The sequence below is a fragment of the Sphingomonas sp. PAMC 26605 genome (assembly GCF_000241485.1).
GTDB lineage: Bacteria > Pseudomonadota > Alphaproteobacteria > Sphingomonadales > Sphingomonadaceae > Sphingomonas.
Genome location: NZ_JH584241.1, coordinates 2,454,946 through 2,475,675, shown reverse-complemented (window position 1 = coordinate 2,475,675; position 20,730 = coordinate 2,454,946). Strand labels below are relative to the sequence as shown.

General features: G+C 66.6%; 20 protein-coding genes and 1 pseudogene. 15 read left to right on the top strand and 6 right to left on the bottom strand.

The window, feature by feature from the left end; translation table 11 throughout:
- Nucleotides 1-5: 5 nt before the first annotated feature.
- Both RH90_RS11585 and RH90_RS11580 read left to right on the top strand, forming a co-directional pair.
- The gene (locus tag RH90_RS11585; RefSeq protein WP_029625254.1) at nucleotides 6-1,340 is read left to right on the top strand and encodes a bifunctional folylpolyglutamate synthase/dihydrofolate synthase; all 1,335 of its coding nucleotides are present in this window, start codon (nucleotides 6-8) and stop codon (nucleotides 1,338-1,340) included.
- 81 nt (nucleotides 1,341-1,421) lie between these two features.
- Nucleotides 1,422-1,883, top strand: coding sequence for a DUF6628 family protein (locus RH90_RS11580; protein ID WP_010185832.1), 462 nt, complete (start codon nucleotides 1,422-1,424; stop codon nucleotides 1,881-1,883).
- A 23-nt stretch (nucleotides 1,884-1,906) separates the two neighbouring features.
- On the opposite strand, the gene RH90_RS11575 is transcribed toward RH90_RS11580, so the two are convergent.
- Together RH90_RS11575 and RH90_RS11570 are read right to left on the bottom strand one after the other, a co-directional pair.
- Entirely contained in the window at nucleotides 1,907-3,619 is a 1,713-nt protein-coding gene (locus RH90_RS11575; protein WP_010185831.1) for an AmpG family muropeptide MFS transporter, read from the bottom strand.
- A 119-nt stretch (nucleotides 3,620-3,738) separates the two neighbouring features.
- Nucleotides 3,739-4,170, bottom strand: a complete 432-nt coding sequence (locus RH90_RS11570; protein WP_010185830.1) for a response regulator — start codon at nucleotides 4,168-4,170, stop codon at nucleotides 3,739-3,741.
- Between the two features lie 282 nt (nucleotides 4,171-4,452).
- Between RH90_RS11570 and RH90_RS11565 the strand changes: the two genes are divergently transcribed.
- The gene (locus RH90_RS11565) at nucleotides 4,453-5,586 is read left to right on the top strand and encodes a pseudouridine synthase (protein ID WP_010185829.1); all 1,134 of its coding nucleotides are present in this window, start codon (nucleotides 4,453-4,455) and stop codon (nucleotides 5,584-5,586) included.
- A gap of 1 nt (nucleotide 5,587) precedes the next feature.
- Complete coding sequence (gene rsmD / locus RH90_RS11560) at nucleotides 5,588-6,136, top strand: 16S rRNA (guanine(966)-N(2))-methyltransferase RsmD (RefSeq protein WP_010185828.1); 549 nt, start codon at nucleotides 5,588-5,590, stop codon at nucleotides 6,134-6,136.
- A 166-nt stretch (nucleotides 6,137-6,302) separates the two neighbouring features.
- Here rsmD and RH90_RS11555 read toward each other — a convergent pair whose 3' ends face one another.
- A complete protein-coding gene (locus tag RH90_RS11555; protein ID WP_010185827.1) occupies nucleotides 6,303-7,958 on the bottom strand; it encodes an inorganic phosphate transporter in 1,656 nt (551 codons plus the stop codon).
- Nucleotides 7,959-8,276: 318 nt separating this feature from the next.
- Between RH90_RS11555 and RH90_RS11550 the strand changes: the two genes are divergently transcribed.
- The 5 genes from RH90_RS11550 to RH90_RS23445 all read left to right on the top strand — a co-directional run bounded on the left by RH90_RS11550 (nucleotide 8,277) and on the right by RH90_RS23445 (nucleotide 13,270).
- Nucleotides 8,277-9,551, top strand: a complete 1,275-nt coding sequence (locus RH90_RS11550) for a glycosyltransferase (RefSeq protein ID WP_010185826.1) — start codon at nucleotides 8,277-8,279, stop codon at nucleotides 9,549-9,551.
- Between the two features lie 45 nt (nucleotides 9,552-9,596).
- Nucleotides 9,597-11,909 carry an ATP-dependent helicase gene (locus RH90_RS11545; RefSeq protein ID WP_010185824.1) on the top strand — a complete coding sequence of 771 codons (2,313 nt, stop codon included), beginning with the start codon at nucleotides 9,597-9,599 and terminating at the stop codon, nucleotides 11,907-11,909.
- Between the two features lie 80 nt (nucleotides 11,910-11,989).
- Nucleotides 11,990-12,121: a hypothetical protein gene (locus RH90_RS24615; protein ID WP_010185823.1), complete on the top strand. Its 132-nt coding sequence runs from the start codon at nucleotides 11,990-11,992 to the stop codon at nucleotides 12,119-12,121.
- Between the two features lie 113 nt (nucleotides 12,122-12,234).
- Nucleotides 12,235-12,450 (top strand): DUF2283 domain-containing protein, encoded by a 216-nt coding sequence (locus RH90_RS11535; RefSeq protein ID WP_010185821.1) that lies wholly within the window; start codon nucleotides 12,235-12,237, stop codon nucleotides 12,448-12,450.
- A 79-nt stretch (nucleotides 12,451-12,529) separates the two neighbouring features.
- Nucleotides 12,530-13,270 carry a phosphatidylserine/phosphatidylglycerophosphate/cardiolipin synthase family protein gene (locus tag RH90_RS23445; protein WP_157134577.1) on the top strand — a complete coding sequence of 247 codons (741 nt, stop codon included), beginning with the start codon at nucleotides 12,530-12,532 and terminating at the stop codon, nucleotides 13,268-13,270.
- Between the two features lie 98 nt (nucleotides 13,271-13,368).
- Here the strand turns inward: RH90_RS23445 and RH90_RS11525 are convergent, their stop codons facing one another.
- Nucleotides 13,369-13,569, bottom strand: a complete 201-nt coding sequence (locus tag RH90_RS11525; RefSeq protein ID WP_010185819.1) for a helix-turn-helix transcriptional regulator — start codon at nucleotides 13,567-13,569, stop codon at nucleotides 13,369-13,371.
- Nucleotides 13,570-13,757: 188 nt separating this feature from the next.
- Between RH90_RS11525 and RH90_RS11520 the strand changes: the two genes are divergently transcribed.
- The 3 genes from RH90_RS11520 (at nucleotide 13,758) to RH90_RS11510 (ending at nucleotide 15,615) form a co-directional block, all read left to right on the top strand.
- Nucleotides 13,758-14,108, top strand: coding sequence for a DUF3147 family protein (locus tag RH90_RS11520; RefSeq protein ID WP_010185818.1), 351 nt, complete (start codon nucleotides 13,758-13,760; stop codon nucleotides 14,106-14,108).
- 107 nt (nucleotides 14,109-14,215) lie between these two features.
- Nucleotides 14,216-14,470, top strand: a complete 255-nt coding sequence (locus RH90_RS11515) for a hypothetical protein (RefSeq protein WP_010185817.1) — start codon at nucleotides 14,216-14,218, stop codon at nucleotides 14,468-14,470.
- A gap of 173 nt (nucleotides 14,471-14,643) precedes the next feature.
- On the top strand, nucleotides 14,644-15,615 hold the full coding sequence (locus RH90_RS11510) for a phosphatase PAP2 family protein (protein WP_029625252.1): 972 nt from the start codon (nucleotides 14,644-14,646) through the stop codon (nucleotides 15,613-15,615).
- On the opposite strand, the gene RH90_RS11505 is transcribed toward RH90_RS11510, so the two are convergent.
- Nucleotides 15,612-15,920: a hypothetical protein gene (locus tag RH90_RS11505; RefSeq protein ID WP_010185815.1), complete on the bottom strand. Its 309-nt coding sequence runs from the start codon at nucleotides 15,918-15,920 to the stop codon at nucleotides 15,612-15,614. The two genes, RH90_RS11510 and RH90_RS11505, sit on opposite strands and share 4 nt — an antisense overlap.
- A gap of 118 nt (nucleotides 15,921-16,038) precedes the next feature.
- On the opposite strand from RH90_RS11505, the pseudogene RH90_RS11500 reads away from it, so the two are divergent.
- Both RH90_RS11500 and RH90_RS11495 read left to right on the top strand, forming a co-directional pair.
- Nucleotides 16,039-16,418: pseudogene (locus RH90_RS11500) on the top strand (cupin domain-containing protein).
- Between the two features lie 99 nt (nucleotides 16,419-16,517).
- Nucleotides 16,518-17,912, top strand: a complete 1,395-nt coding sequence (locus tag RH90_RS11495) for an MFS transporter (protein WP_010185812.1) — start codon at nucleotides 16,518-16,520, stop codon at nucleotides 17,910-17,912.
- A 125-nt stretch (nucleotides 17,913-18,037) separates the two neighbouring features.
- Here RH90_RS11495 and RH90_RS11490 read toward each other — a convergent pair whose 3' ends face one another.
- Complete coding sequence (locus tag RH90_RS11490) at nucleotides 18,038-19,774, bottom strand: DUF885 domain-containing protein (protein ID WP_010185810.1); 1,737 nt, start codon at nucleotides 19,772-19,774, stop codon at nucleotides 18,038-18,040.
- A 124-nt stretch (nucleotides 19,775-19,898) separates the two neighbouring features.
- Between RH90_RS11490 and RH90_RS11485 the strand changes: the two genes are divergently transcribed.
- The gene (locus tag RH90_RS11485; RefSeq protein WP_010185809.1) at nucleotides 19,899-20,723 is read left to right on the top strand and encodes an alpha/beta fold hydrolase; all 825 of its coding nucleotides are present in this window, start codon (nucleotides 19,899-19,901) and stop codon (nucleotides 20,721-20,723) included.
- Nucleotides 20,724-20,730 lie beyond the last annotated feature (7 nt).

Sequence of the window (20,730 nt, the reverse complement as noted above, 5' to 3'; positions counted from 1 at the left end):
CAAAAATGGATAGCGCAATCTCCACCGACCCCGCCGTCCAGGCCCAGCTCGACCGCCTCTGGTCGCTCTCCCCCGGCGCCGACATCCTCGGCCTCGAACGCATCACCGCGCTGCTCGACCGGCTCGGCAATCCGCACCACCACCTGCCCCCGGTGATCCATGTCGCCGGCACCAACGGCAAGGGCTCGACCTGCGCGTTCCTGCGCTCGGCGATCGAGGCGTCGGGGCTGACCGCGCACGTCTATACCAGCCCGCACCTCGTCCGCTTCAACGAGCGCATCCGCATCGCCGGGAGCCTGATCACCGACGCCGCGCTCGCGGCATTGCTCGAGGAAGTGCTCGACCACGCTGCCGATCTCACCGCGAGCTTCTTCGAGGTCACCACCGCCGCCGCCTTCCTTGCTTTCTCCCGCACCCCGGCGGATGTCTGCATCATCGAAGTCGGTCTCGGCGGCCGGCTCGACGCGACCAACGTGCTGCCGAACCCGATCGTCACCGGGATCGCGCAACTCGGGATTGATCATCAGAGCTTCCTCGGCGACACGCTCGAGCAGATTGCGGGCGAGAAAGCCGGGATCGCCAAGCCCGGCGTGCCACTCCTCACGATGGCCTATTCCGAGCCGATCGCGGCGCGCGTCGCCATGGTAGCGCGCGCGGCCGGGACCGAGCCGCGGCCCTCTGGCGGCGACTGGCGCTTCGCCGTCGCATCCGACCGGCTTATCTACACCGACGAAAACGGCACGATCGAAACCCCGCTGCCGCGTATGGCCGGTCCGCACCAGCCCGAGAATTTCGCGCTGGCGATCGCGCTGCTCCGCCATCAGAACGCATTGCGGATACCGCCCGACGCCTATCGCATCGCCGCCGAGACGACGCACTGGCCCGCCCGGATGCAGCGCCTGCACCCCGGTCCGTTGCTCGATCTGCTTCCGGTCGGCAGCCAGCTCTGGCTCGACGGCGGGCACAACCCAGCTGCGGCGCGAGCGATCGCCGCCGCGCTCGATGCGATTGCGCGTCCCGGCATCGGCCGCAGCGAAGTGCACCTCGTGCTCGGCATGCTCGCGAACAAGGATCCGGTCGGATTGCTCGCGCCGTTCGCGGAACTGGCGACGACGCTTCATGCCGTCCCCGTTCCGGACCACGCGCACCATGCCCCTGCCGCCCTCGCCAGGGTCGCCCACGACCTCGGGATTGCCGCGCATACCAGCGCGGATGTCCCCGGCGCGCTGCGCGATATCACGACGATCGCCGATCCGGCCGAGCCGCCGATCGTCCTGGTCCTCGGCTCGCTCTACCTCGCGGGCGCGGTGCTTTCGGCCAATCACGAACCGCCCGACTGACGCCCCGAACGGCCCAGTTTTATTGCGATTGACTTGCAATAGCGGATACCCGAGGATGCTCGCAGCAACGGAGCATCCCGCATGAGTCTCAGTCCCGCCCCCTCGCCGACCCCCGCGCAGCGCCCCTCGGCGCTCGCCGCCACGCTTCCCTATGCCATGCCGCACGATCCCAATGCGCGGCTGCTGTTGTTCGCCTTCCGCCGGCTCGGCGCGCACGGGCTCAACGATGCGCATGCCGCGCAGGTGATGCTCGAGGCATTTGGCGAGAGCTTCTGCCGACCGCTCTTGCTGCTGCGCACGATGATGGCCGATCTCGCGCGCAGCGCCACCTGCCCGATCGCGATCGCACCGTGCTGCTGCATGCGAATGACGGGCGCGGAAGCGACGGTGCTGACGATCGTCGCTCGCGCCGAGACCGCGCCCGAGGCGGCACGGCTGCTGCTCGGCGACCTGATCGGGGTGCGCCGCCCCGACGGCGTGCTCGCGAGCATCACCGCGCTGACGCAAGCCTTCGCCGATGCCGGGCGGCCGGTGACGGCGTAGCGAGCCGGTCGCAACCCGTCAGATCAGGCGCGCTCGCCGGTGCCCCCCGGCTCCCGCGCCGGCGCCATCCGCGCCGAACGCCACCATTCGAGCAGCACGAAGGCGATCGCGAGCCCCCCCAGGGCGGCGACCTCTCGAAACACCGCGGCGTAGCCGATCTGGTCGATCAGCTCGCCGGCGAAACCCTTACCGAGCGATCCGATCAGGAAGGTGAGCGACGACAGCAAGGCATATTGCACCGCCGAATATTTCTTGCTGACGATCCCCGAGACATAGGCGACGAACGCCGCCCCGGCGATCCCGGTCGAGACGTTCTCATACGCGATCGTCAGCAACAGCCGCGCCATCCGCACATCGCCGCCGAGCGTCTGCGCCAGCAGATCGAGCCGCAGCGTGTGCAGCACCAGGTCGATATACGGCGCGCCGTCGGCGAGGTCGGCATACAGGAAGTTGCCGAAGATCGGCAGCACCGCGCCGATCAGCACCGTCGGAAAGCGCCCGATCCGCAGGAACAGATAGCCGCCGATGCTGACCCCGGCGATCGACATGACGATGCCGAAGATCTTCGACGCGAACGCCACCTCGTCCTTCGTGTAATGCATGTAGTCGAGGTAGAAGGGGTAAGCGAACGACGCCCAGACATTGTAGCACAAGGCGTAGGTGAGGATCAGCCCGATCACCACCAGCACGCCCCACCCCATCCGCTCGGTCAGATCGGCGAGCGGGGCGATCAGCGCACGGTACAAGTGGTTGGCGGTCGTCCGGATCGGCGACGTGCGCGGATCGACCTGCGTCTGGACATGCCGCCCGCGCGTCTTCAGCCAGTTGAGCACCGCCGCGACGATCAGCGGGACGATCACCGTCGCCAGCACGATCAACGGGCCATGATATTTCAGGAAATCGCCCGCCGAGGGCCGCTTGGCGCCCGGTGGCAGATCGACCAGCATGCTCGTCATGAAGCGTGCGATCGACACGATCGCCCAGATCCAGCTCGATCCCACCACGATCAGCGCGATCGCGCGCGTGCGCGGCGCGATCTCGCCGGGTTGGTCGAGCAGATCGGCAGCGCTGTCGGGCGCGCGTTCGGTATCGGGCGCGGCGAGCGTTACGAGCAGCAGCACGCCGACCAAGCCGGCCATCAGCAGATAGACCGCCGGCCACGACATTCGCGCCGCCAGAAACAAAGCGAACGCGCCGCCGACGATGCTCGCGGTGCGATAGCCCAATTGATAGATCGCCGAGAGCAGTTCGACCGGGGTGCGCTCGTCGGCGACGTCGATCCGCCACGCGTCGATCGCCACGTCCTGCGTCGCCGATCCGATCGAGGCGACGAACGCGAACAACGCGAAGCGCGCGATATGGACGGTCGGATCGGTCAGCACCAGCCCGACCAGCCCGAGGATGATCAATCCCTGGCACAGCACGATCCAGCTCTTGCGCCGCCCGATCCGCCCGAGCAGCGGCGGCCGCGTGCGGTCGACCAGCGGTGACCACAGAAATTTGAAGGCGTAGGTCAGGCCGACCCAGGACAGCACGCCGATCGTCGCGAGATTGACCTTCACCTCGCCGAGCCACGCCGTCAGCGTGCCGATCAGCAGCGCGAACGGCAGGCCAGACGAGAAGGCGAAGGCCAGCATCGATGCCGCTTTGCGCGTCTGCAATGCGATCTTGAGCAGCCGCCAGCCCTTGGGCTTGATCGGTGGTGCCACGGTCTCGTGGCGTGTCGTATCGGTCACTCTATCCCCTTCGCGCCGTGGCACCGCCACGCCGGAACAGACTAGCGTGTAATCGCGCGAGGGGAAGCGCGACGACCGTCGTCGCGGCGCAAATGCAGTGCCCGGGCAGCGCGACGCGATCACTCGGTGCCGAGGAACAGGCTGAAACCGCTCGGCAAACGCTTCGGCTTCTTGCCCTCGAGCACCGCCTCGATCGCGGAGATGGCGGCGAGCAAGTCGCGCTGCGCATAGGGCTTGGCGAGGCACCCCGCCGCGACTTGGCGCCCGCCCTCGGGGCACGATCCGGTCACAAACAGGACCGGCACGCCCGCCCCGTGTGCGGCACGCGCGACATCGAGCCCGCTGCCGTCCGCGAGGCTGATGTCGACCAGCACAAGGTCGATCTCGTGGTCGCTGCCGATCACGGTCAGCGCGTCGGCGACGCGATCGACCGTCGCGACCACCGCATATTCGGCATCGCGCAGGAAATGCTCGGTGTCGAACGCCACCAGCGGCTCGTCCTCGACGAGCAAGAGGTTGGAAATCCGCCGCTTCTTCTTCGCGAAAAGCATCGCAGGAAATACCTGTCTTTGTCTGTGTCTGCCAGAATGGCAGCGCGCGCACCGCCCTCGTTACGCACTCGCGCCTTAACGCGCGGCTACGAGAAGCGGCACTTTTTATTTTCTCCGCACAACACGGCGGAAATTGGGTATCAGGGCCGCGTGTCCAAGCCCCCTGCCCCAAAAGACCGCTCGAACGAGCCCCCGCGACCTTCGACGCGACCCAAAGACGACCAGAGGATCGCCAAGCTGCTCGCGCGCGCCGGCGTCGCCTCGCGACGTGAAGTCGAGCGCATGATCGCCGAGGGCCGCGTCGCGCTCGACGGCGTCGTGCTCGATACGCCCGCGACGATCCTGACCTCGCTCACCGGCGTGACGGTCGACGGCGAACCCGTCGCCGCTCCCGCCGCCGCGCGGCTGTTCCTCTATCACAAGCCGCCCGGCCTGCTCGTCACCGAGCGCGACCCCGCCGGGCGCAAGACGATCTACGACCAATTGCCCGATGATCTGCCGCGGCTCGTGCCCGTCGGCCGGCTCGATCTCAACACCGAGGGCTTGCTCCTCATGACCACCGACGGCGAATTGAAGCGCCAGCTCGAGCTTCCCGCGACGGGCGTGGAGCGCGCCTATCGCGCGCGCGCCTATGGCCCGATCACGCAGGAACAGCTCGAGGAGCTGATCCACGGGGTCGAGATCGAGGGCGTGCGCTACGGCTCGATCAATGCCAATCTCGAGCGCCGCACCGGCGCCAACGTCTGGATCGAAATGATCCTGACCGAGGGCAAGAACCGCGAAGTGCGCCGTGTACTCGAATACCTCGGGCTCAAGGTCTCGCGGCTGATCCGCACGCGCTACGGCCCGTTCCTGCTCGGCGATCTCGCGGTCGGCGAGATCGGCGAGGTCAAGCAGCACGACGTCGTCAGCTTCCGCAAGGATCCGACGCGCAAGGGCGGCGGCGAGGCCCCCAAGCTGGTCGAGAAGCCGCGCACAGAGCGGCGCGGGCCGCAGCAGATCCCGTCCGCCCCGAAGGCCCCGACGCCCAAGCCACAGCCCGCGCGCCGGATCACCAAGACCTCGGCGAACCGCGCCGACAAGGCGGCCTTTGCCGAGCCGACGCGCCAGGCGCAGCCCGGCCGCGATCCGGTCGTGCTGACCAAGGCGACCAAGGTGAAGCGTTTCTACGACGCCAAGCCCAAGGCCAGCACCGAAGCGCCCGCGCCGCGCGCGATCGCACCGGGCCAGCGGCCCAAGGTGTTCAGCCCCGAGCTCGGTCGCAACGTCCGCGCCAAACCGGGCCGCACCGCGACGCCGACCGAAACCGCCGAGCGCGCACCGGCGAAATCGACGCCGCGCACTGCGGGCAAGGCGCGTGCGGCGCCGTCCAAGCCGGCGCGCGTGAAGATCCACAAGAGCCGGACCAGGAAGTAAGATGCGCATCATTGCCGGAAAATGGCGCGGCCGCCCGTTGGTCGCGCCCAAGGGCGAAGCGACTCGCCCGACTGCCGACCGGGTGCGCGAAGCATTGTTCTCGATGCTCGCGAGCCGGGTCGGGAGCTTCGAGGAATTGGCGGTCGCCGATTTCTTCGCAGGGTCGGGCGCGCTCGGGATCGAGGCGCTGTCGCGCGGCGCCGCGTCGTGCATCTTCGTCGAGCAGGACAAGCCGGCGCTCGACGCGCTGCGCGTCAATCTGACCAAATTGGGCGGCGCGAAGGAGATCGGCGCCGATGTCCGCGCGCAATCGGTGCTGGCGCTGGGGCATGCCGCCAAGCCGCTCGACCTGATCGTGATGGACCCGCCCTATGACAGCGGCGCCGGCGCGGTCGCGCTCGACAAGCTCAATCGGCTGGGGTGGATCGGCGAGGCGACGTGGATCAGCATCGAGACCGCCAAGCCCGAGCTGGTCGAGGTGGCGGGGTTCGTCGAGGATGTGTCGCGCGTCCACGGCAAGGCGCGGATCACGCTGCTGCGGCGGGCCTAACGCCCTTCACGCACGCCCGTCATCCCCGCGAAAGCGGGGACCCCGCTGTCTGGCCCCGCGCGAGAAGAAGAAGCGGGATCCCCGCTTTCGCGGGGATTACGGTTAGAGATTGGGCGGCGAACTTCGGACGAAGTAGCGGCTTCCCGCTATAGCGCAGCCCCCCCAATCAAACGTGGTGCGACAGCCCGAACAGCGTCAGCATCAGCCAGTACAGCCCGCCCGACAGCGCCATCGCCGCGGGCAGCGTCAGCACCCAGGCCAGCGCCATGTTGCGGATCGTCGAGATCTGCAGCCCCGCGCCATTCGCCACCGAAGCGCCCGCGACGCCGCTCGTCAGGATGTGCGTCGTCGACACCGGCACCGCGATATAGTCGGCCCCGGCGATCGTCGCCGCCGCCACGATCTCCGCCGCCGCGCCCATGCCGTAGGTCAGATGCGTCTTGCCGATCCGCTCGCCGACGGTGACGACGATCCGCTTCCAGCCGATCATCGTGCCGAGCCCCAAAGCGATCGCGACGATGATCTTCACCCAATACGGAATATAGCGCGTGCCATGCTCCAGATTGGTCGCATAGCTGTTGATCGCCTTGAGCTCGGCCGGCTGGAAGGTCTTTGCCGCCTTATCCTTGTCCTTGACCGCAAGCTTGATCGTGTCGAGCGCGAGATACATGTCGTTGCGCAGGTTCGGCGTGGCGGCCGCCGGTACCTTCTGCAGCGTTCCATAGCCCTGGATCCGCTGGCTGACGTCGCGTGACAGCGTGTCGATCGCGCCGAACACCTGCGGCGAGGCGACTTCGCGCGCGCGCAGCGCCTTGGTCAGCGTCGTCCGCGCATCCTCGACCGAGCCGCCGGTCGACCCTGCCGCATGCGCGCGGAACGCGCCCGCCGCCTGGTTGGCGGTCTGGACGAAAGCGGGCATCGCGCTCTCGGGCATCGTTCGGTTGAGCGCATAGGCAGTCGGGGCGCAGCCGATCAGGATCAGCATGATGAGGCCCATGCCCTTCTGTCCGTCATTGCTGCCGTGGAAGAAGCTCACCGCGGTGCAGGTCCCGATCAGCAGCGCGCGGATCCCCGGCGGCGGCGGCGTCTCGCCCTCGGGCTCGGAATAGAGCTTGGGGTTCTTGATCACGCGCTTCATCAGCCAAAGCAAAGCGAGCGCACCGAAAAACCCCATCAGCGGGCTGAAGAACAGCCCCTTGAACACGTTCAACGCCTGCGACCAATCGACCCCCGAAGTGCCGTCAGTTCCCGAGGCGATCAGCTGGTTGGCGAAACCGACGCCGAGCACCGAGCCGATCAGCGCGTGGCTCGACGAATTGGGCAGCCCGACATACCAGGTGCCGAGGTTCCACAGCACCGCTGCGAACAGCAACGCGAAGATCATCGCGAAGCCGGCATTGCTGCCGACGTGCAGGATCAGATCGACCGGCAGCAGCGTAACGATCGTATAGGCGACCGCGCCGCTCGACAGCAGCACACCGAGCAGATTGCAGCACCCCGACCAGATCACCGCGACCGGGGCGGGGAGCGAATGCGTGTAGATGACGGTCGCGACCGCGTTGGCGGTATCGTGGAAGCCGTTGACGAATTCGAAGCCGAGCGCGATCAACAAGGCAAGCGCAAGAAACGCAAACGTGCCGAGCGCAAGTCCCTCGCCGACGTTCGCGGTATCGGTGAAGATGCTGTAGCCGGCATAGGCCAGCCCGGCGATGAGCACCCCGAAGAACAGCCAGCTCCCCGCAGGATGCAGTTTATGATCGAGCCGTGGCCCATGCGATGCGTCCGTCGCCGAGTCGGGGGACGCGTTTAAGGTGGTAGCCATGCCGTTTAGGGCCTTCGCTGGGTTCTGTTACGGTATGATGACATGACGATTCTTGCGCGAGCCGATAGCGCGCCGCTGTCGCGAACGCCATTGTCAAAGAAAGCGTCGCAATTCAAGCGCGACGTCGCGAGCCGCGTCGCCACGATCATTGCCAATTGAGCGCTGGGCTCGGTCGGGACTCTCGATCTGGGCGATCATCGCGGCGGCGTATCGACCCTTGGAAATGCAAGACACAGCGCGCACGAACCGATTTGCGTGCGACCGCGAGCGCCTCTACAGCGGAACCACGCCACCGGGGGGAGCGCAGGAGAGACGTGGGTGGGCAAGGCTTTGATTGCTGAGGCGCAGGGCGATATCGCTCCACCATCGTCGCCCGTCGTCGTCGCCCATCCCGTCTTGGTCTCGCCTGCTCCGCCGCGCCTGCGGATCCTGACTTGTCTCTACAGCTTTGCGCCCGGCGGGGTTGAACGCGTCGCGGCACGGCTGCACCTTGCCTGGGCGGCGCTTGGCGCCGATGCGCAGATCGTGCTCGCCGATGCGCGGGTTGCCCCACCCCAGCCCTTGCTGCAGGTCCGCCAGATCGGGCCAAGCGCGGCGCGTGGGCGCGCCGCCGGGTTCTTCGCGCTCGCGCGCGGGGTCCCCGCGCTGATCGTCGCGCAGCGCCCCGACGTGCTGTTCTGCGCGGGCAACACCTATACCGCGCTCGCAGTCGTGCTGCGGCTGATGCTCGGGCGGCGCTGCCCGCCGCTCATCGCCAAGATCAGCAACTGCCTGCTGAGACCCGACATGGCGCCACCGCTGCGGCTGCTCTATCGCCGCTGGCTGTGGCTGCAGGGCCGCCATATCGATCATTTCGTCGCGATGGCGCCGGCGATGCGCGCCGAGATCTCCCTGCAGATGCGCGTCCCGCTCGACCGGATCAGCGTCATCGCCGATCCGGCGCTGTCCACCGACGATCTCGCGCGGCTTGCCGCCGCGCGCGACAGCGCGCGGCGCGATCACCCCGGCCGCGCCTATCTCGCGGTCGGCAGGCTGGTGCCACAGAAGAATTTCGCGCTGCTGCTCGATGCCTTCGCGCGCATCGCCGGCCCGGACGACACGCTGACGATCCTCGGCGAAGGCGCCGAGCGGACGCGGCTCGAGCGGCGCGCGGCGGCGCTCGGCATCGCGCGGGCGGTGCGCCTGCCCGGCCATACCGACCCGCTCGAACCGTGGCTGGCGCGGGCCGACGTGTTCGTGCTGTCGTCGAGCTATGAGGGCGTCCCCGCGGTGCTGATCGAAGCGCTCGCCGCCGGGCTGCCGATCGTCGCGACCGATTGCTGCGTCAGCATGCGCGACCTGCTCGGCCAGGGTGCCTTCGGGAGCATCGTGCAAACCGGGGACGCGGCTGCGCTCGGACAGGCGATGGCGACGATCGCGTGCGACGATCCCAAGCGCGTCGCCGATCGGCGGGCGGCTGCGGCGTCGTTTACGATCGACCGAGCCGCGGGCGCCTATCTCGAGGTAATGCGCACGCTCGTCGCGGCGCGCGACACGCGCGTTGCGACACCGGCGCTCGAGCCGATCGCAATGCCGGCGCTCGCCGTCGAGTAACCGAAGCGCTTGCCCGCGCGGCCGCCGTTCCCTACCTGTTCACCGATGAGTCTCCCCGCCCCCTCGCCCCAGGATCCGCCCTATCTGCGCGGCCTCAATGAACCCCAGCGCGAGGCGGTGCTCACGACCGAGGGGCCTGTCCTCGTCCTTGCGGGCGCCGGCACCGGCAAGACTGCCGCGCTCACTGCGCGGCTTGCGCATCTGCTCAATACGCGCAAGGCCTGGCCGAGCGAGATTCTCAGCGTCACCTTCACCAACAAGGCGGCGCGCGAGATGCGGCACCGCGTCGGAATGCTGGTCGGCGACGTGGTCGAGGGGATGCCGTGGCTCGGCACCTTCCACGCGATCGGCGCGAAGATGCTGCGTCGTCATGCCGAACTGGTCGGGCTGCAGAGCAATTTCACGATCCTCGACACCGACGATCAGCTCCGCCTGCTCAAGCAGCTCATCCAGGCCGCAGATCTCGACGAGAAGCGTTGGCCGGCGCGCCAGCTCGCCGGGCTGATCGACGGGTGGAAGAACAAGGGCCTCGTCCCCGCGCAGATCGATGCCGGCGAGAGCGAGCTCTACGCCAACGGTCGCGGGCAGGAACTCTACGCCGCCTATCGGGCACGCCTCGTAGCGCTCAACGCCTGTGATTTCGGCGACCTGCTGCTCCACATGCTCGTCATCCTGCAGCGCGACCGCGATGTGCTCGCCGACTATCAGCGCCGCTTCAAATACATCATGGTCGACGAGTATCAGGACACCAACAGCGTCCAGTATCTGTGGCTCCGGCTGCTCGCGCAGGAGCGCAAGAACATCGCCTGTGTCGGCGACGACGACCAGTCGATCTATTCGTGGCGCGGCGCGCAGGTGGAGAACATCCTGAAGTTCGAGAAGGATTTCCCGGGCGCGAAGATCATCCGGCTCGAGCAGAATTACCGCAGCACGCCGCACATCCTCGGCGCCGCCTCGGGCGTCATCGCCAACAATAGCGGCCGCCTCGGCAAGCAGCTCTGGACCGAGCTCGACGCGGGCGAGAAGGTCAAGGTGCTCGGCGTGTGGGACGGCCCCGAGGAAGCGCGCCGCGTCGGCGAGGAAATCGACAGCTGCCAGCGCGCCGGCAAGTCGCTCGACGACATCGCCATCCTCGTCCGCGCACAGCACCAGACGCGCGAGTTCGAGGACCGCTTCATCGCGACCGGCATCAACTACCGCATCGTCGGGGGCTTCCGTTTCTACGAACGCGCCGAAATCCGCGACGCGCTCGCCTATCTGCGCGTCGTCGCGCAGCCGGCGGACGACCTCGCCTTCGACCGCATCGTCAACGTGCCGAAACGCGGCCTCGGCGACAAGGCGGTCGCCAAGATCCACCAGCTCGCGCGCGCGCAGAACGCCCCGCTCGTTACCGCCGCGGCACGGTTGCTCGACACTGACGAGCTGAGCGGCGCGGCGCGCAAATCGCTCGGCAATCTCGTGATCGACATGGCGCGGTGGCGCGCGCAGGTCACCGAGCTGCCGCACGGCGAGCTCGCCCGCATCATCCTCGAGGAGAGCGGCTATACCGCCGCGCTCCAAGCCGAGAAATCGGTCGAAGCCGCGGGGCGTCTGGAAAACCTCACCGAACTCGTCCGCGCGATGGAGGAGTATGAGACGCTCGGCGCCTTCCTCGAGCATGTCTCGCTGGTGATGGACAATGAGGCCGCCGCCGAGGAGCCCAAGGTCACGATCATGACGATCCACGCCGCCAAGGGCCTTGAATATGACACGGTGTTCCTGGTCGGCTGGGAGGAAGGCTTGTTCCCCTCGCAGCGCTCGCTCGACGAGGGTGGCACCAAGAGCCTCGAGGAGGAACGCCGGCTCGCCTATGTCGCGATCACCCGCGCCAGGCGTCGCGCGATCATCCTCCACGCCGCCAACCGCCGCATCTACGGCCAATGGACGAGCAGCATCCCAAGCCGCTTCGTCGGCGAACTCCCGCCCGAGCATATCGAGGCGGAATCGAGCATGGCGGGTGGCGAGAGCCTGTGGCGCGCCAATTGGTCCGAACGCGCCGACCCCTTCGCCGACGTCGCGCGTGGGACCGGCCGCGGCCCGGGTTGGCAGCGCGCGGCGGGGGTCGATGTGGCGAAGCCCGGCGGCGGCTATACGAGCCGAACTTTCTCGCGCGAGCCGTCCCGCGTGCAGGAGTCGCGAGCGTCGGCGGTGAGTCTTGGCAACAAGGGCCGCGCGGACGTGGCGGTCGGGATGCGCGTGTTCCACCAGAAGTTCGGCTATGGCGCGATCGCCGAGATCGAGGGCAACAAGCTCGAAATCGATTTCGAGAGCGCGGGGCGGAAACGGGTGATGGATAGCTTTGTTACGGTCGAGGCGTAGGATCTAGCCCCACGCGTCGCCCCGGCGAAGGCCGGGGCCTCCGGATCGGGCGCGCGACGTTGGGACGTGGGGGCCGGCCGATGAAGACCGCGCGCTATTTCGAGGAGCAAGTTCTCCGCAAGCGCCCCTACCTGCGTCGCGAGTGGATTATGGACACCCTCGCCGACCCGGTCGACCGCAAGGTGCAGCCCGATGGCCGCATCCGGCTGTAGCGGCGAATAGTGGACGACACCGGCAAAACCTATATCCTGCGGATCGTGACGCTCGAAGACGGCGAAACCATCCACAACGCCTTCTTCGACCGCACCTATCGCGAGGTTGAGTGATGAAGCTGCATTATTATCCGGCGACCGACAGCCTCTACATCGAACTGCGCGATGCGCCGGGCGCGGAAACGCGCGAGGTAGCGGATGGGGTCAATATAGATCTTGATACGGAGGGCTATCTTATCGGGATTGACATCGACAACGCTTCAATCAAGCTTGATCTATCTACGCTTGAAACAACAGCTCTGCCGACAGTAGACCTAAAGGTAGCCTGACTTTTTTTGTATCATGGTTTCAGATAGGCAGATCAGTCACGCGACTCGCCTCGGTTGGCTGCAGGGGGGAGATGTAACGATGGAAGTAAGTGGTATTTATAGGCAACTTGGAGCGCTTCTATCGATCGTTCCTGACCTACGATCTGTCGATGAAACGATGCAAATTCCTACGACGACAATCGATTGGCTAGCGAAGGCGTCAGCGCTCGTGGAGGCGATGCCAGGCGTCTCCCTCGATAGCATGCATTTGCAGGCTGCTATAGACAATTTGATACAATTCAAAGGTCGTGCACCTTACCCTACACAGATACGCATGGTCCTTTCTCGAGTTTTGGCCAGGGCGGAGCTACTATCGCCCGCCTCGACAAGAGGCGCCTTTGTGACAGCAGGAGATAGCTTCGACGCGCTTGCTGCCGTCAGCAAGATTTTATCATCTGCAACGTCGTCTATTTTAATTGTAGATCCATATATGGATGATCGCGTGCTCAGTGACTTTGCGGTTTTGGCTGCCGAAAAAATCCAACTATCGTTTTTGACTGACGAAGCGACCGTCAAGCCAAGCTTCGCGCCAGCGCTGAAGCGGTGGAATGATCAGTATGGCACCCAGCGCCCTGCTCAGGCTCGGCTAGCTGCGTCAAAAACGTTGCACGATAGGCTAATTTTCATCGATAGCGGGCAGGCGTGGATTCTCACCCAATCTTTGAAAGATTTTGCGGCGCGCTCACCAGCGACTATACAGCAAGCTGATGCAGAGCTTAGTCAGCTCAAATTCGATTCATATAGCTCTATTTGGACGGCCAGCGTCCCGGTGACGATGTAATCTTTAAACCGCCACCTCGTCCACATCAATCACCCCACCCCGCGCCCGCACCACCGCCAGATCATGCGCCGCCTACATCCGCATCAGCGTATCGGCGCTCAGCCCGAACGCCTTTCGAACCGGATCGCCATTTCGGCCGACAGCCCGGCGCGGGCGCCAAGCAGATTGCTCATCGCCCGCGGTGTCACGCGTAGCTTGGCGGCGACATCGGTCACCGAGAGGTCATGCGGGTCGATGACCTCGACGCGGAGCCACGCCCCGGGATGGATCGCAAAACGGGAATGCAGCTTGATCGCCATCAGCTCATCCTATCTGCCTCGCCGCCATCCCCGCACCCGCCCGCTCCGGACTCGCCTTCACGACCGCCCGATGAAACGGCCCGATCACCACCATATATGACTGCGCCAGCGCATGATGGCCCTACGCCACGATCACTACCAGCCTCCCCCTCTGGTGCCATCACCCCGCGCGGGGCATACCGCCCGCTATGCTGTTCCTCACGCTCAAAGCCCTCATCTCGGGCATCCTCATCGCGATCGCCTCGACGCTCGCCAAGCGCTACCCCGGCTTCGGCGCGCTGATCGCGTCGCTGCCGCTGGTGTCGGTGCTCGGGATGATCTGGCTGTGGGGCGAAAAGCCCGATGCGCCCAACATGGCGGCGCATGTCGGGGCTACCTTCTGGTTCATCCTGCCGTCGCTGCCGATGTTCCTGGTGATCCCCGCGCTGTTGCGCGCAGGTGTCGGCTTCTGGCCGGCGCTCGGTCTCGGCTGCGCGCTGACGATCGCGCTGTATTGGGGGTTGCTCGCGCTCGCGCCCCGGCTCGGCATTCTGTTGTAGTCCGCCGCCAAGCTGTACCTAAGCCGACCAACGCGTTCAGCAACCATCGCTGCGGTGGCGCGTAATGATCAGGTCTCGCCCGATCACCGGGCCGAAAGGACAGTCTTATGAAACTCACACATCTGATCGCCGCCGGGCTGATGATTGCCGGCCTCGGGGTTTCTTCGACCGCCGCGACCGCGCAGGACTATCGCGGTGACCGCGGATACGATCAGCGCGGCGACCGCGGCTATGATCATCGTGGCGACCGCGGTGACCGCAACTGGCGCGATCACGGTCGCGGGCGTGGCTATGGCTGGAACAACCATCGTCGTTGCCACACCGAATGGCGCTATCATCGTCGTGTGACGGTCTGCCGCTGAGCATCGGTCCGGGGGAGTCGCGGCGCGCGCGGCTCCCCTTGGCGCATTTGCCGCACACGCGGCGAATGTCATCTGGACGTCACAAACTCTTCACGCCATGACGGGTAGCGGTCCACCAGGGCCCTCCATCAGGCGACGATCGGGAAAATCGTCTTCGCAATCAGGCGTATCCCGTGTCAATTCCAACCACTTCCCGCTTTGCGCTACCCGCGCCCATCGCGCTCGATCCGCGACGCGAGACCGGGCTCATCCCCGGAAGCTGGATGCTGACGGGCCTGGCGATGAGCATCGCCTGCGTTGCCGCATTGCTGTACGATGCCGGGATCGCGATCGATCCGCGCGCTTCGAGCACGCGGCTGTTCGCACTCGCCTTCGCCCTGCTCGCGGCGATCCGCCTGCTGGCGCGCGATCCGGCGACGCCGGCGCAGCGCGTCGCGCGCGACCTCGCCGAATCGGTCGGCCTGTTCATGGCCATCGGGTTGCTCGGGGCGGTCTCGACCTATCCGCTCGCTGCGAGCACGCGCGGATCCATCGACGGCGCGCTGCAGGCGATCGACCAGGCGCTGCATTTCGACTGGCTGTCTTGGTATCAATGGGTCGCCGCGCACCGCTCGCTGCAACTGCTCGGCACCGCGGCGTATCAAAGCATCTTCATCACCCCCGCGCTGATCCTCGCACATTACGCCTGGGCCGAGCGCCGCTCCGACGCGCGCAGCTTCCTGGCGAGCTTCTGGCTGGCGGCGGTGACCTCGCTCGTCGCGTTCCGCTTCATTCCCGCGCTCGGGCCGCTCGCGACGCTGTGGCATGGGCCGGTGCCGTATCTGCCCGAAAGCGGATTGTACGAAGCCGATCTGTTACCCGCGTTGCGCGACCATGCGGTGCATGTGGTCGATCTCGGGACGCTGCGCGGGCTGGTGTCGGCGCCGAGCTTCCATACGGTGAGCGCAGTGCTTTATATCGCGGCGGGGTGGGGGATCGCGCGGCTGCGCTGGACGATCCTCGCGCTCAACACCGCGATGCTGCTCTCGACCCCAATCGAGGGGACGCACTATCTCGCCGACATGATCGCGGGCGCGCTGGTCGCGATCGCTGCGCTGGCGCTGGTCGGGGTGCTGCGCCGCACGCTGGCGGCGCGCGGTCGTTAGGCTTCGACCGCCATCAGCGCGGCGTCGCTATATTTGGGATCGTTCGCCGCAAACAGCGGGTTCGCGTCGAAATTGCGCTCGGTCAACCCGACGCCGTTGAGGCCGGCGAGCTTGAACGTGCCGAGCTTCAATTCCTTCGGCGGCTTGCCGTCGCGTTCGAGCACGACCCCATCGACGAACAGATCGTCATGGCGCGTGTAGATAATGTGCGGCGCGAGCGTGATGTCGGTGCGATTGTAGGTCGCGCGCAGGCAGCGTTTGCGGACGATCGCTTCGAACACGGTTGGAACGGGGCCGTTCGACATGGCAGACTCGCTTATGACACTATCTCGGACAGCGCTGTATCGAAAATGGTGCGCTGCAACAAGTAACGATCGCGAAACCGAATGTTTCCCGCCGGGCGCGGGCGCGCTAGGCCTCGGTATGCCCCATCCGCTCATCGCCCAGCTCAATCTCGCCCCACACCCCGAGGGCGGCTGGTATCGCGAGACGTTGCGCGAGTCGGCGGCGGACGCGGGCTGGCGACCGCGATCCTCTTCCTGCTCGAAGTGGGGCAGCGCTCGCACTGGCACCGCGTCGACGCCACCGAAATGTGGTTTTGGCACGCCGGCGCGCCGCTGACCTTACGGATCGATCACGCTGTGCATGTGCTTTCGGGAACCGCGCCACAGGCGATCGTTCCGGCGCACGCCTGGCAGTCCGCCGAAGCGTACGACGGCTGGGCGCTGGTGAGTTGCGTGGTGACACCGGCGTTCGATTTTGCCGGGTTCGAGCTTGCGCCGCCGGGCTGGTCCCCGTCCTGAGGGAACCGCGCCGCGCGGTATCCGTTCGATCCGCGTCCTTCTCCCGCGTGGCCCGATGCCGCGCTTGCTCCTGATGCTCGAATCGCTAGGCAGCGCGCTGTGACCGATGGCCTCCCCTTCCCCCGCCGCTATTTTGCGATCGCCGCAATGTCGTTCGGCTCGGCGCTGGTGATCATCGACGGCGGCGTCGCCAATGTCGCGCTGCCGACGATCGCGCGCGATCTGCATGTCGATCAAAGCGCGGTGGTGTCGGTCGTCACGATCTATCAGGTCATGCTGGTGATGCTGATGCTGCCCTTCGCGGGGCTCGGTGAACGGTTCGGCCTCAAGCGGATCTACCAAGGTGGGCAGCTGATCTTCACCGTCGCGACATTGCTCTGCTTCTTCGCCAAGAGCCTGCCCTTTCTGCTGATCGTCCGCGCGGTGCAGGCGATCGGCGCGGCAGGGGTGCTGAGCGTCGCCTCGGCGCTGATCCGGCAGATCTATCCGGCGAAGCAATTGGGCCGCGGGCTCGGGATCAATTCGGTCGTCGTGACGAGTTCGGCCGCCGCCGCACCGACGATCGGCGGGCTGATCCTGTCGATCGCACCCTGGCCATGGGTGTTCGCCAGCGCGATCCCGTTCGCGCTCGCCAGCCTCGCGCTCGGCAGCGCGATCCCCGCCCCCAGGCCGCGCGCCACGACCTTCGACGTGATCGGTGCGGTGATGTGCGCCGCGATGTTCGGGCTGATCATCGGCGGGCTCGAGACGATGGTGCACGGCGACAGCCCGGTGGTGTCGGCCGCGATCGTGCTGCTCGGAGTCGGCATCGGCTATGTGTTCGTGCGGCGCGAGAAGGGCGAGCCGGACCCGATCCTGCCGATCGACCTGCTCGCGCGGCCCGTCCTAGCGCTGTCGGCAATCGGTGGGTTCCTGGCGTTCACCGCATCGATGACCTTGCTCATCTCGACCCCGTTCCGCTTGCATGCGCTTGGCTTCAGCGCGGCGGCGATCGGCGCGGCGATCGCGCCTTGGCCGTTGACCAACATGGTCGTCGCGCCCTTGTCGGGCTTCCTTTCGGATCGGATCCCGGCGGGAATCCTTGGCGGGATCGGGATGGCGGTGTCGATTTGCGCGCTGCTGCTGCTTGCGGGTCTGCCGGCACATCCGAGCTATTTCGATGTGGCGTGGCGGATGGCGCTGTGCGGATCGGGGTTCGGGACCTTCCTCCCGCCCAATGCGCGGCTGGTGGTCGGCTCGGCGCCGCGCGAGCGCGCGGCGGCGGCCGGCGGGCTGGTCTCGACGGTACGGCTCGCCGGGCAGACGACGGGTGCGACGGTGGTCGCCTTACTGCTCGCGCTCGGGGTCGGCGAAGGGGCGGTGCCGCCGCTCGTCGCGGTGGGGCTTGCTGCGGTCGCCGGGCTATGTAGCGTCGCGCGGCTGCGGCCATCGATTCGCAATCCGCAGGCGGCGGAAGTGGCGGATGAAGTGCCAACGCTCAAGCAGGCGCGCTGAGCTTTCGCCCGACTGCACCCCGGCGAAGGCCGGGGCCCACTAGCGAAGGTGGCAATGGCGGGCGCTGCACCATCAAGTCCGGCCATCGCGACTGGGCCCCGGCCTTCGCCGGGGAACGCAGACCTTCAGAACACCGCCTTCCCGTCGCCGCCGAGCATCGCCTGGCGCACCAGCGGGATCGGCGGGCCGCCGTAGCGCAGGAACTGGTCGTGGAACGCCTTCCAGCTCGCGCGGCCGCCATGCGTCGCGGTCCAGTCGGCGCGGAGCTTGCGGATCATCAGCTTGCCCATCGTATAGTTGAGATAGGCCGGGTCGTACGTCCCGCGTGCGGACTGCTGCTTGGCGTTGCCCGCGTCCTGATAGCATTGCTCCTGGAACATCTTGAGCGAGTCGGCCTGCGTCATCGTGCCGGTGTGCATCCCGATCGCCGAGAGATAGCGACAGTTGCGCAACAGCGCGTTCGACAGCTGCCCGATATGCGTCTCGGCATCGCCCTTGTGGAGCCCCGCCTCCCACATCATTTCCTCGGCATAATGCGCCCAGCCTTCGGCAAAGGCATAGCCGACGAACAGCCGCCCGAAGATCGACGGCGAGGCGTTGGCGTGGCGGAACTGCAGGAAATGCCCGGGCATCACTTCGTGCACCGTGGTGAACAACAGGTCCATCTTGCCGGGGATGAAGCCCTCCTGCTCGGCCTTGCTCCACGCCGGATCGGGCGGCGAGATGTAGTAGACCGAGGGGATGCCCTTCTCGAACGGCCCCGGCGGATCGATGTACGCGCTGTTCTGCCGGTTATAGGGCGGGCTCTCCTCGACCAAAGCCTGCTCCTGGTCGGGGATCGTCACGATCTGGTTGGCGGTGACGAACGCGCGCAGTTCGGGGATCTGTTTGCGCGCCTCGGCGACGGGATCGTTATTGGCGGGCTTGTTGGCGTTCATCTTCGCCATGCACGCCGGGATCGCCGCGCCGGGGGCATAGCTCGCGCATGCCTCGGCGAGCGCCTTCTGGTTGCGTGCCAGATCCGCCTTGCCCGCCGCCTCGAGCGTGGCGAGCGGCACGTCGACGCCCTCGGTCTGCTTGAGCATCCGCGCAAAACGATCGGGCCCGAGCGCGAAATCTTGCGTCGCGCTGCCACGCTGGCTTTCGACCCAGGCGCCGAGATCGTGCATCGCCTTCGAGGCGGCGGCGGCGGCCTTGTCGAACTCCTCCTGCAGCGCCGGGCTCTTCACCTCGGCAAACGCCTTCTTCGCGTCGCCGGTGTAATAGTCGCCGAAACCGTTGAACGCCGCGACGCCATAATTGACGTAGCTCAGCGGCATCGGCGTCTTGAGATTGGCCTTGATCTGCGCGGTCGCGTCGGGGATCTTGCGCAGGAAGCCGACCATCGCGCGCATCCGGGTGGGCGCATCGGTGTAATGGCGCGCGATATAGACGTTGGGATCGAGCCCGGCGTTGACATACCAGGCGGGGTTCTTGTGCGGGAAATCGGCATCCTCGAGCCAGAACAGTTTGCCCGAGGCGACCACCACGAGATAGTCGCGCTCGAACGCCTCGTCCTTGGTCAGCTTGGTCGCGTCGAAGCCCTTCGCCTTGGCGATCGCCTCGCGGAAGAAATCGCCCTGGCGCCTGAGCCCGCCCGGCGTCCAGTCGCCCAAGCCCCCGTCGAAATCATGCCGCCCCTGATAGACCGCGTCGGCGGGCGAAATCTTGAACCAATCCTCGATGAAAGTGTCGCGGAAGCTCTTCCAGTCGGTCGTCGGCAAGGCGGCGAGTGGCGCCATCGTACCCTTTGGCTCGGCCGATTGCGCCGAACACGACATCAGCGACAGCCCCGCAATCCCCGCCAGCAAAATCTTGCGCATACGCATCCTTATGATTCGATCGTCGCACGAAGCTGGCAGCTTGCGGCGGATCGCGCCACCCCCGGGAACGCCGCGCGCCGGGCATCGTTGACGCCTCGACTTCCAAAGCAGCAGGAGCAGCCCCATGCCGTACATCAAGACCCGCGATGGCACCGATCTCTATGTCAAGGATTGGGGCAGCGGTCGTCCGGTCGTCCTCATCCACGGCTGGCCGCTGAGCTCGGACAGCTGGGACGCGCAGGCAATGGCGCTCGCCGACGCCGGTTTCCGCGCGATCGCCTATGACCGCCGCGGCTTTGGTCGCTCGAGCCAGCCGTGGAGCGGCTATGATTACGACACGCTGACCGACGATCTCGCCGAAGTGCTCGAGCAGACCGGCGCGACCGAGGATGCGACGCTGGTCGGCTTCTCGATGGGCGGCGGCGAGGTCGCGCGCTACATGAGCCGGCATGAGGGCAAGGGCGTCGTCGCGGCGGGGCTGATCGCTTCGGTCGTCCCCTATATGCTCAAGACCGACGACAATCCCCACGGCGTTCCCGAGGAGCAGCTCGCGAGCATCGGCGAGGGGATCAAGAAGGATCGCTACGGCTTCTTCCAGACCTTTCTCAAGCAGTTCCTCGGCGTCGGCTTCATTTCGTCGCCGGTCAGCAGCGAGACGGTCGACTGGGCGTGGGGCCAGACCAACCTTGCCGGGCTCAAGCCGATCCTCGCCTGCGCGGGGTCGTTCGGCCACACCGACTTCCGCGGCGACTTGCCGGCGTTCCGCGTGCCGACGCTGATCGTCCACGGCACGAGCGACCAGACCGTCCCGATCGATGCGACCGGGCGCGAGGCGGCCAAGGGCATTTCGGGGTCGCAGCTGGTCGAATATGACGGCGCGCCGCACGGCCTGACGATCACCGAGAGCGATCGCTTTACGAATGACCTGCTGACGTTTCTGGGGAAGTAAATCTCTT

Coding starts and splice junctions, on each gene's coding strand:
- RH90_RS11515 (WP_010185817.1), top strand. CDS start 14,216: ATGAAACTCACACATCTGATCGCCGCCGGGCTGATGATTGCCGGCCTC.
- RH90_RS11565 (WP_010185829.1), top strand. CDS start 4,453: ATGATCGCCGAGGGCCGCGTCGCGCTCGACGGCGTCGTGCTCGATACG.
- RH90_RS11525 (WP_010185819.1), bottom strand. CDS start 13,569: ATGGCGATCAAGCTGCATTCCCGTTTTGCGATCCATCCCGGGGCGTGG.
- RH90_RS11580 (WP_010185832.1), top strand. CDS start 1,422: ATGAGTCTCAGTCCCGCCCCCTCGCCGACCCCCGCGCAGCGCCCCTCG.
- RH90_RS23445 (WP_157134577.1), top strand. CDS start 12,530: ATGGAAGTAAGTGGTATTTATAGGCAACTTGGAGCGCTTCTATCGATC.
- RH90_RS11555 (WP_010185827.1), bottom strand. CDS start 7,958: ATGGCTACCACCTTAAACGCGTCCCCCGACTCGGCGACGGACGCATCG.
- RH90_RS11570 (WP_010185830.1), bottom strand. CDS start 4,170: ATGCTTTTCGCGAAGAAGAAGCGGCGGATTTCCAACCTCTTGCTCGTC.
- RH90_RS11535 (WP_010185821.1), top strand. CDS start 12,235: ATGAAGCTGCATTATTATCCGGCGACCGACAGCCTCTACATCGAACTG.
- rsmD (WP_010185828.1), top strand. CDS start 5,588: ATGCGCATCATTGCCGGAAAATGGCGCGGCCGCCCGTTGGTCGCGCCC.
- RH90_RS11505 (WP_010185815.1), bottom strand. CDS start 15,920: ATGTCGAACGGCCCCGTTCCAACCGTGTTCGAAGCGATCGTCCGCAAA.
- RH90_RS11490 (WP_010185810.1), bottom strand. CDS start 19,774: ATGCGCAAGATTTTGCTGGCGGGGATTGCGGGGCTGTCGCTGATGTCG.
- RH90_RS11485 (WP_010185809.1), top strand. CDS start 19,899: ATGCCGTACATCAAGACCCGCGATGGCACCGATCTCTATGTCAAGGAT.
- RH90_RS11545 (WP_010185824.1), top strand. CDS start 9,597: ATGAGTCTCCCCGCCCCCTCGCCCCAGGATCCGCCCTATCTGCGCGGC.
- RH90_RS11520 (WP_010185818.1), top strand. CDS start 13,758: ATGCTGTTCCTCACGCTCAAAGCCCTCATCTCGGGCATCCTCATCGCG.
- RH90_RS24615 (WP_010185823.1), top strand. CDS start 11,990: ATGAAGACCGCGCGCTATTTCGAGGAGCAAGTTCTCCGCAAGCGCCCC.
- RH90_RS11585 (WP_029625254.1), top strand. CDS start 6: ATGGATAGCGCAATCTCCACCGACCCCGCCGTCCAGGCCCAGCTCGAC.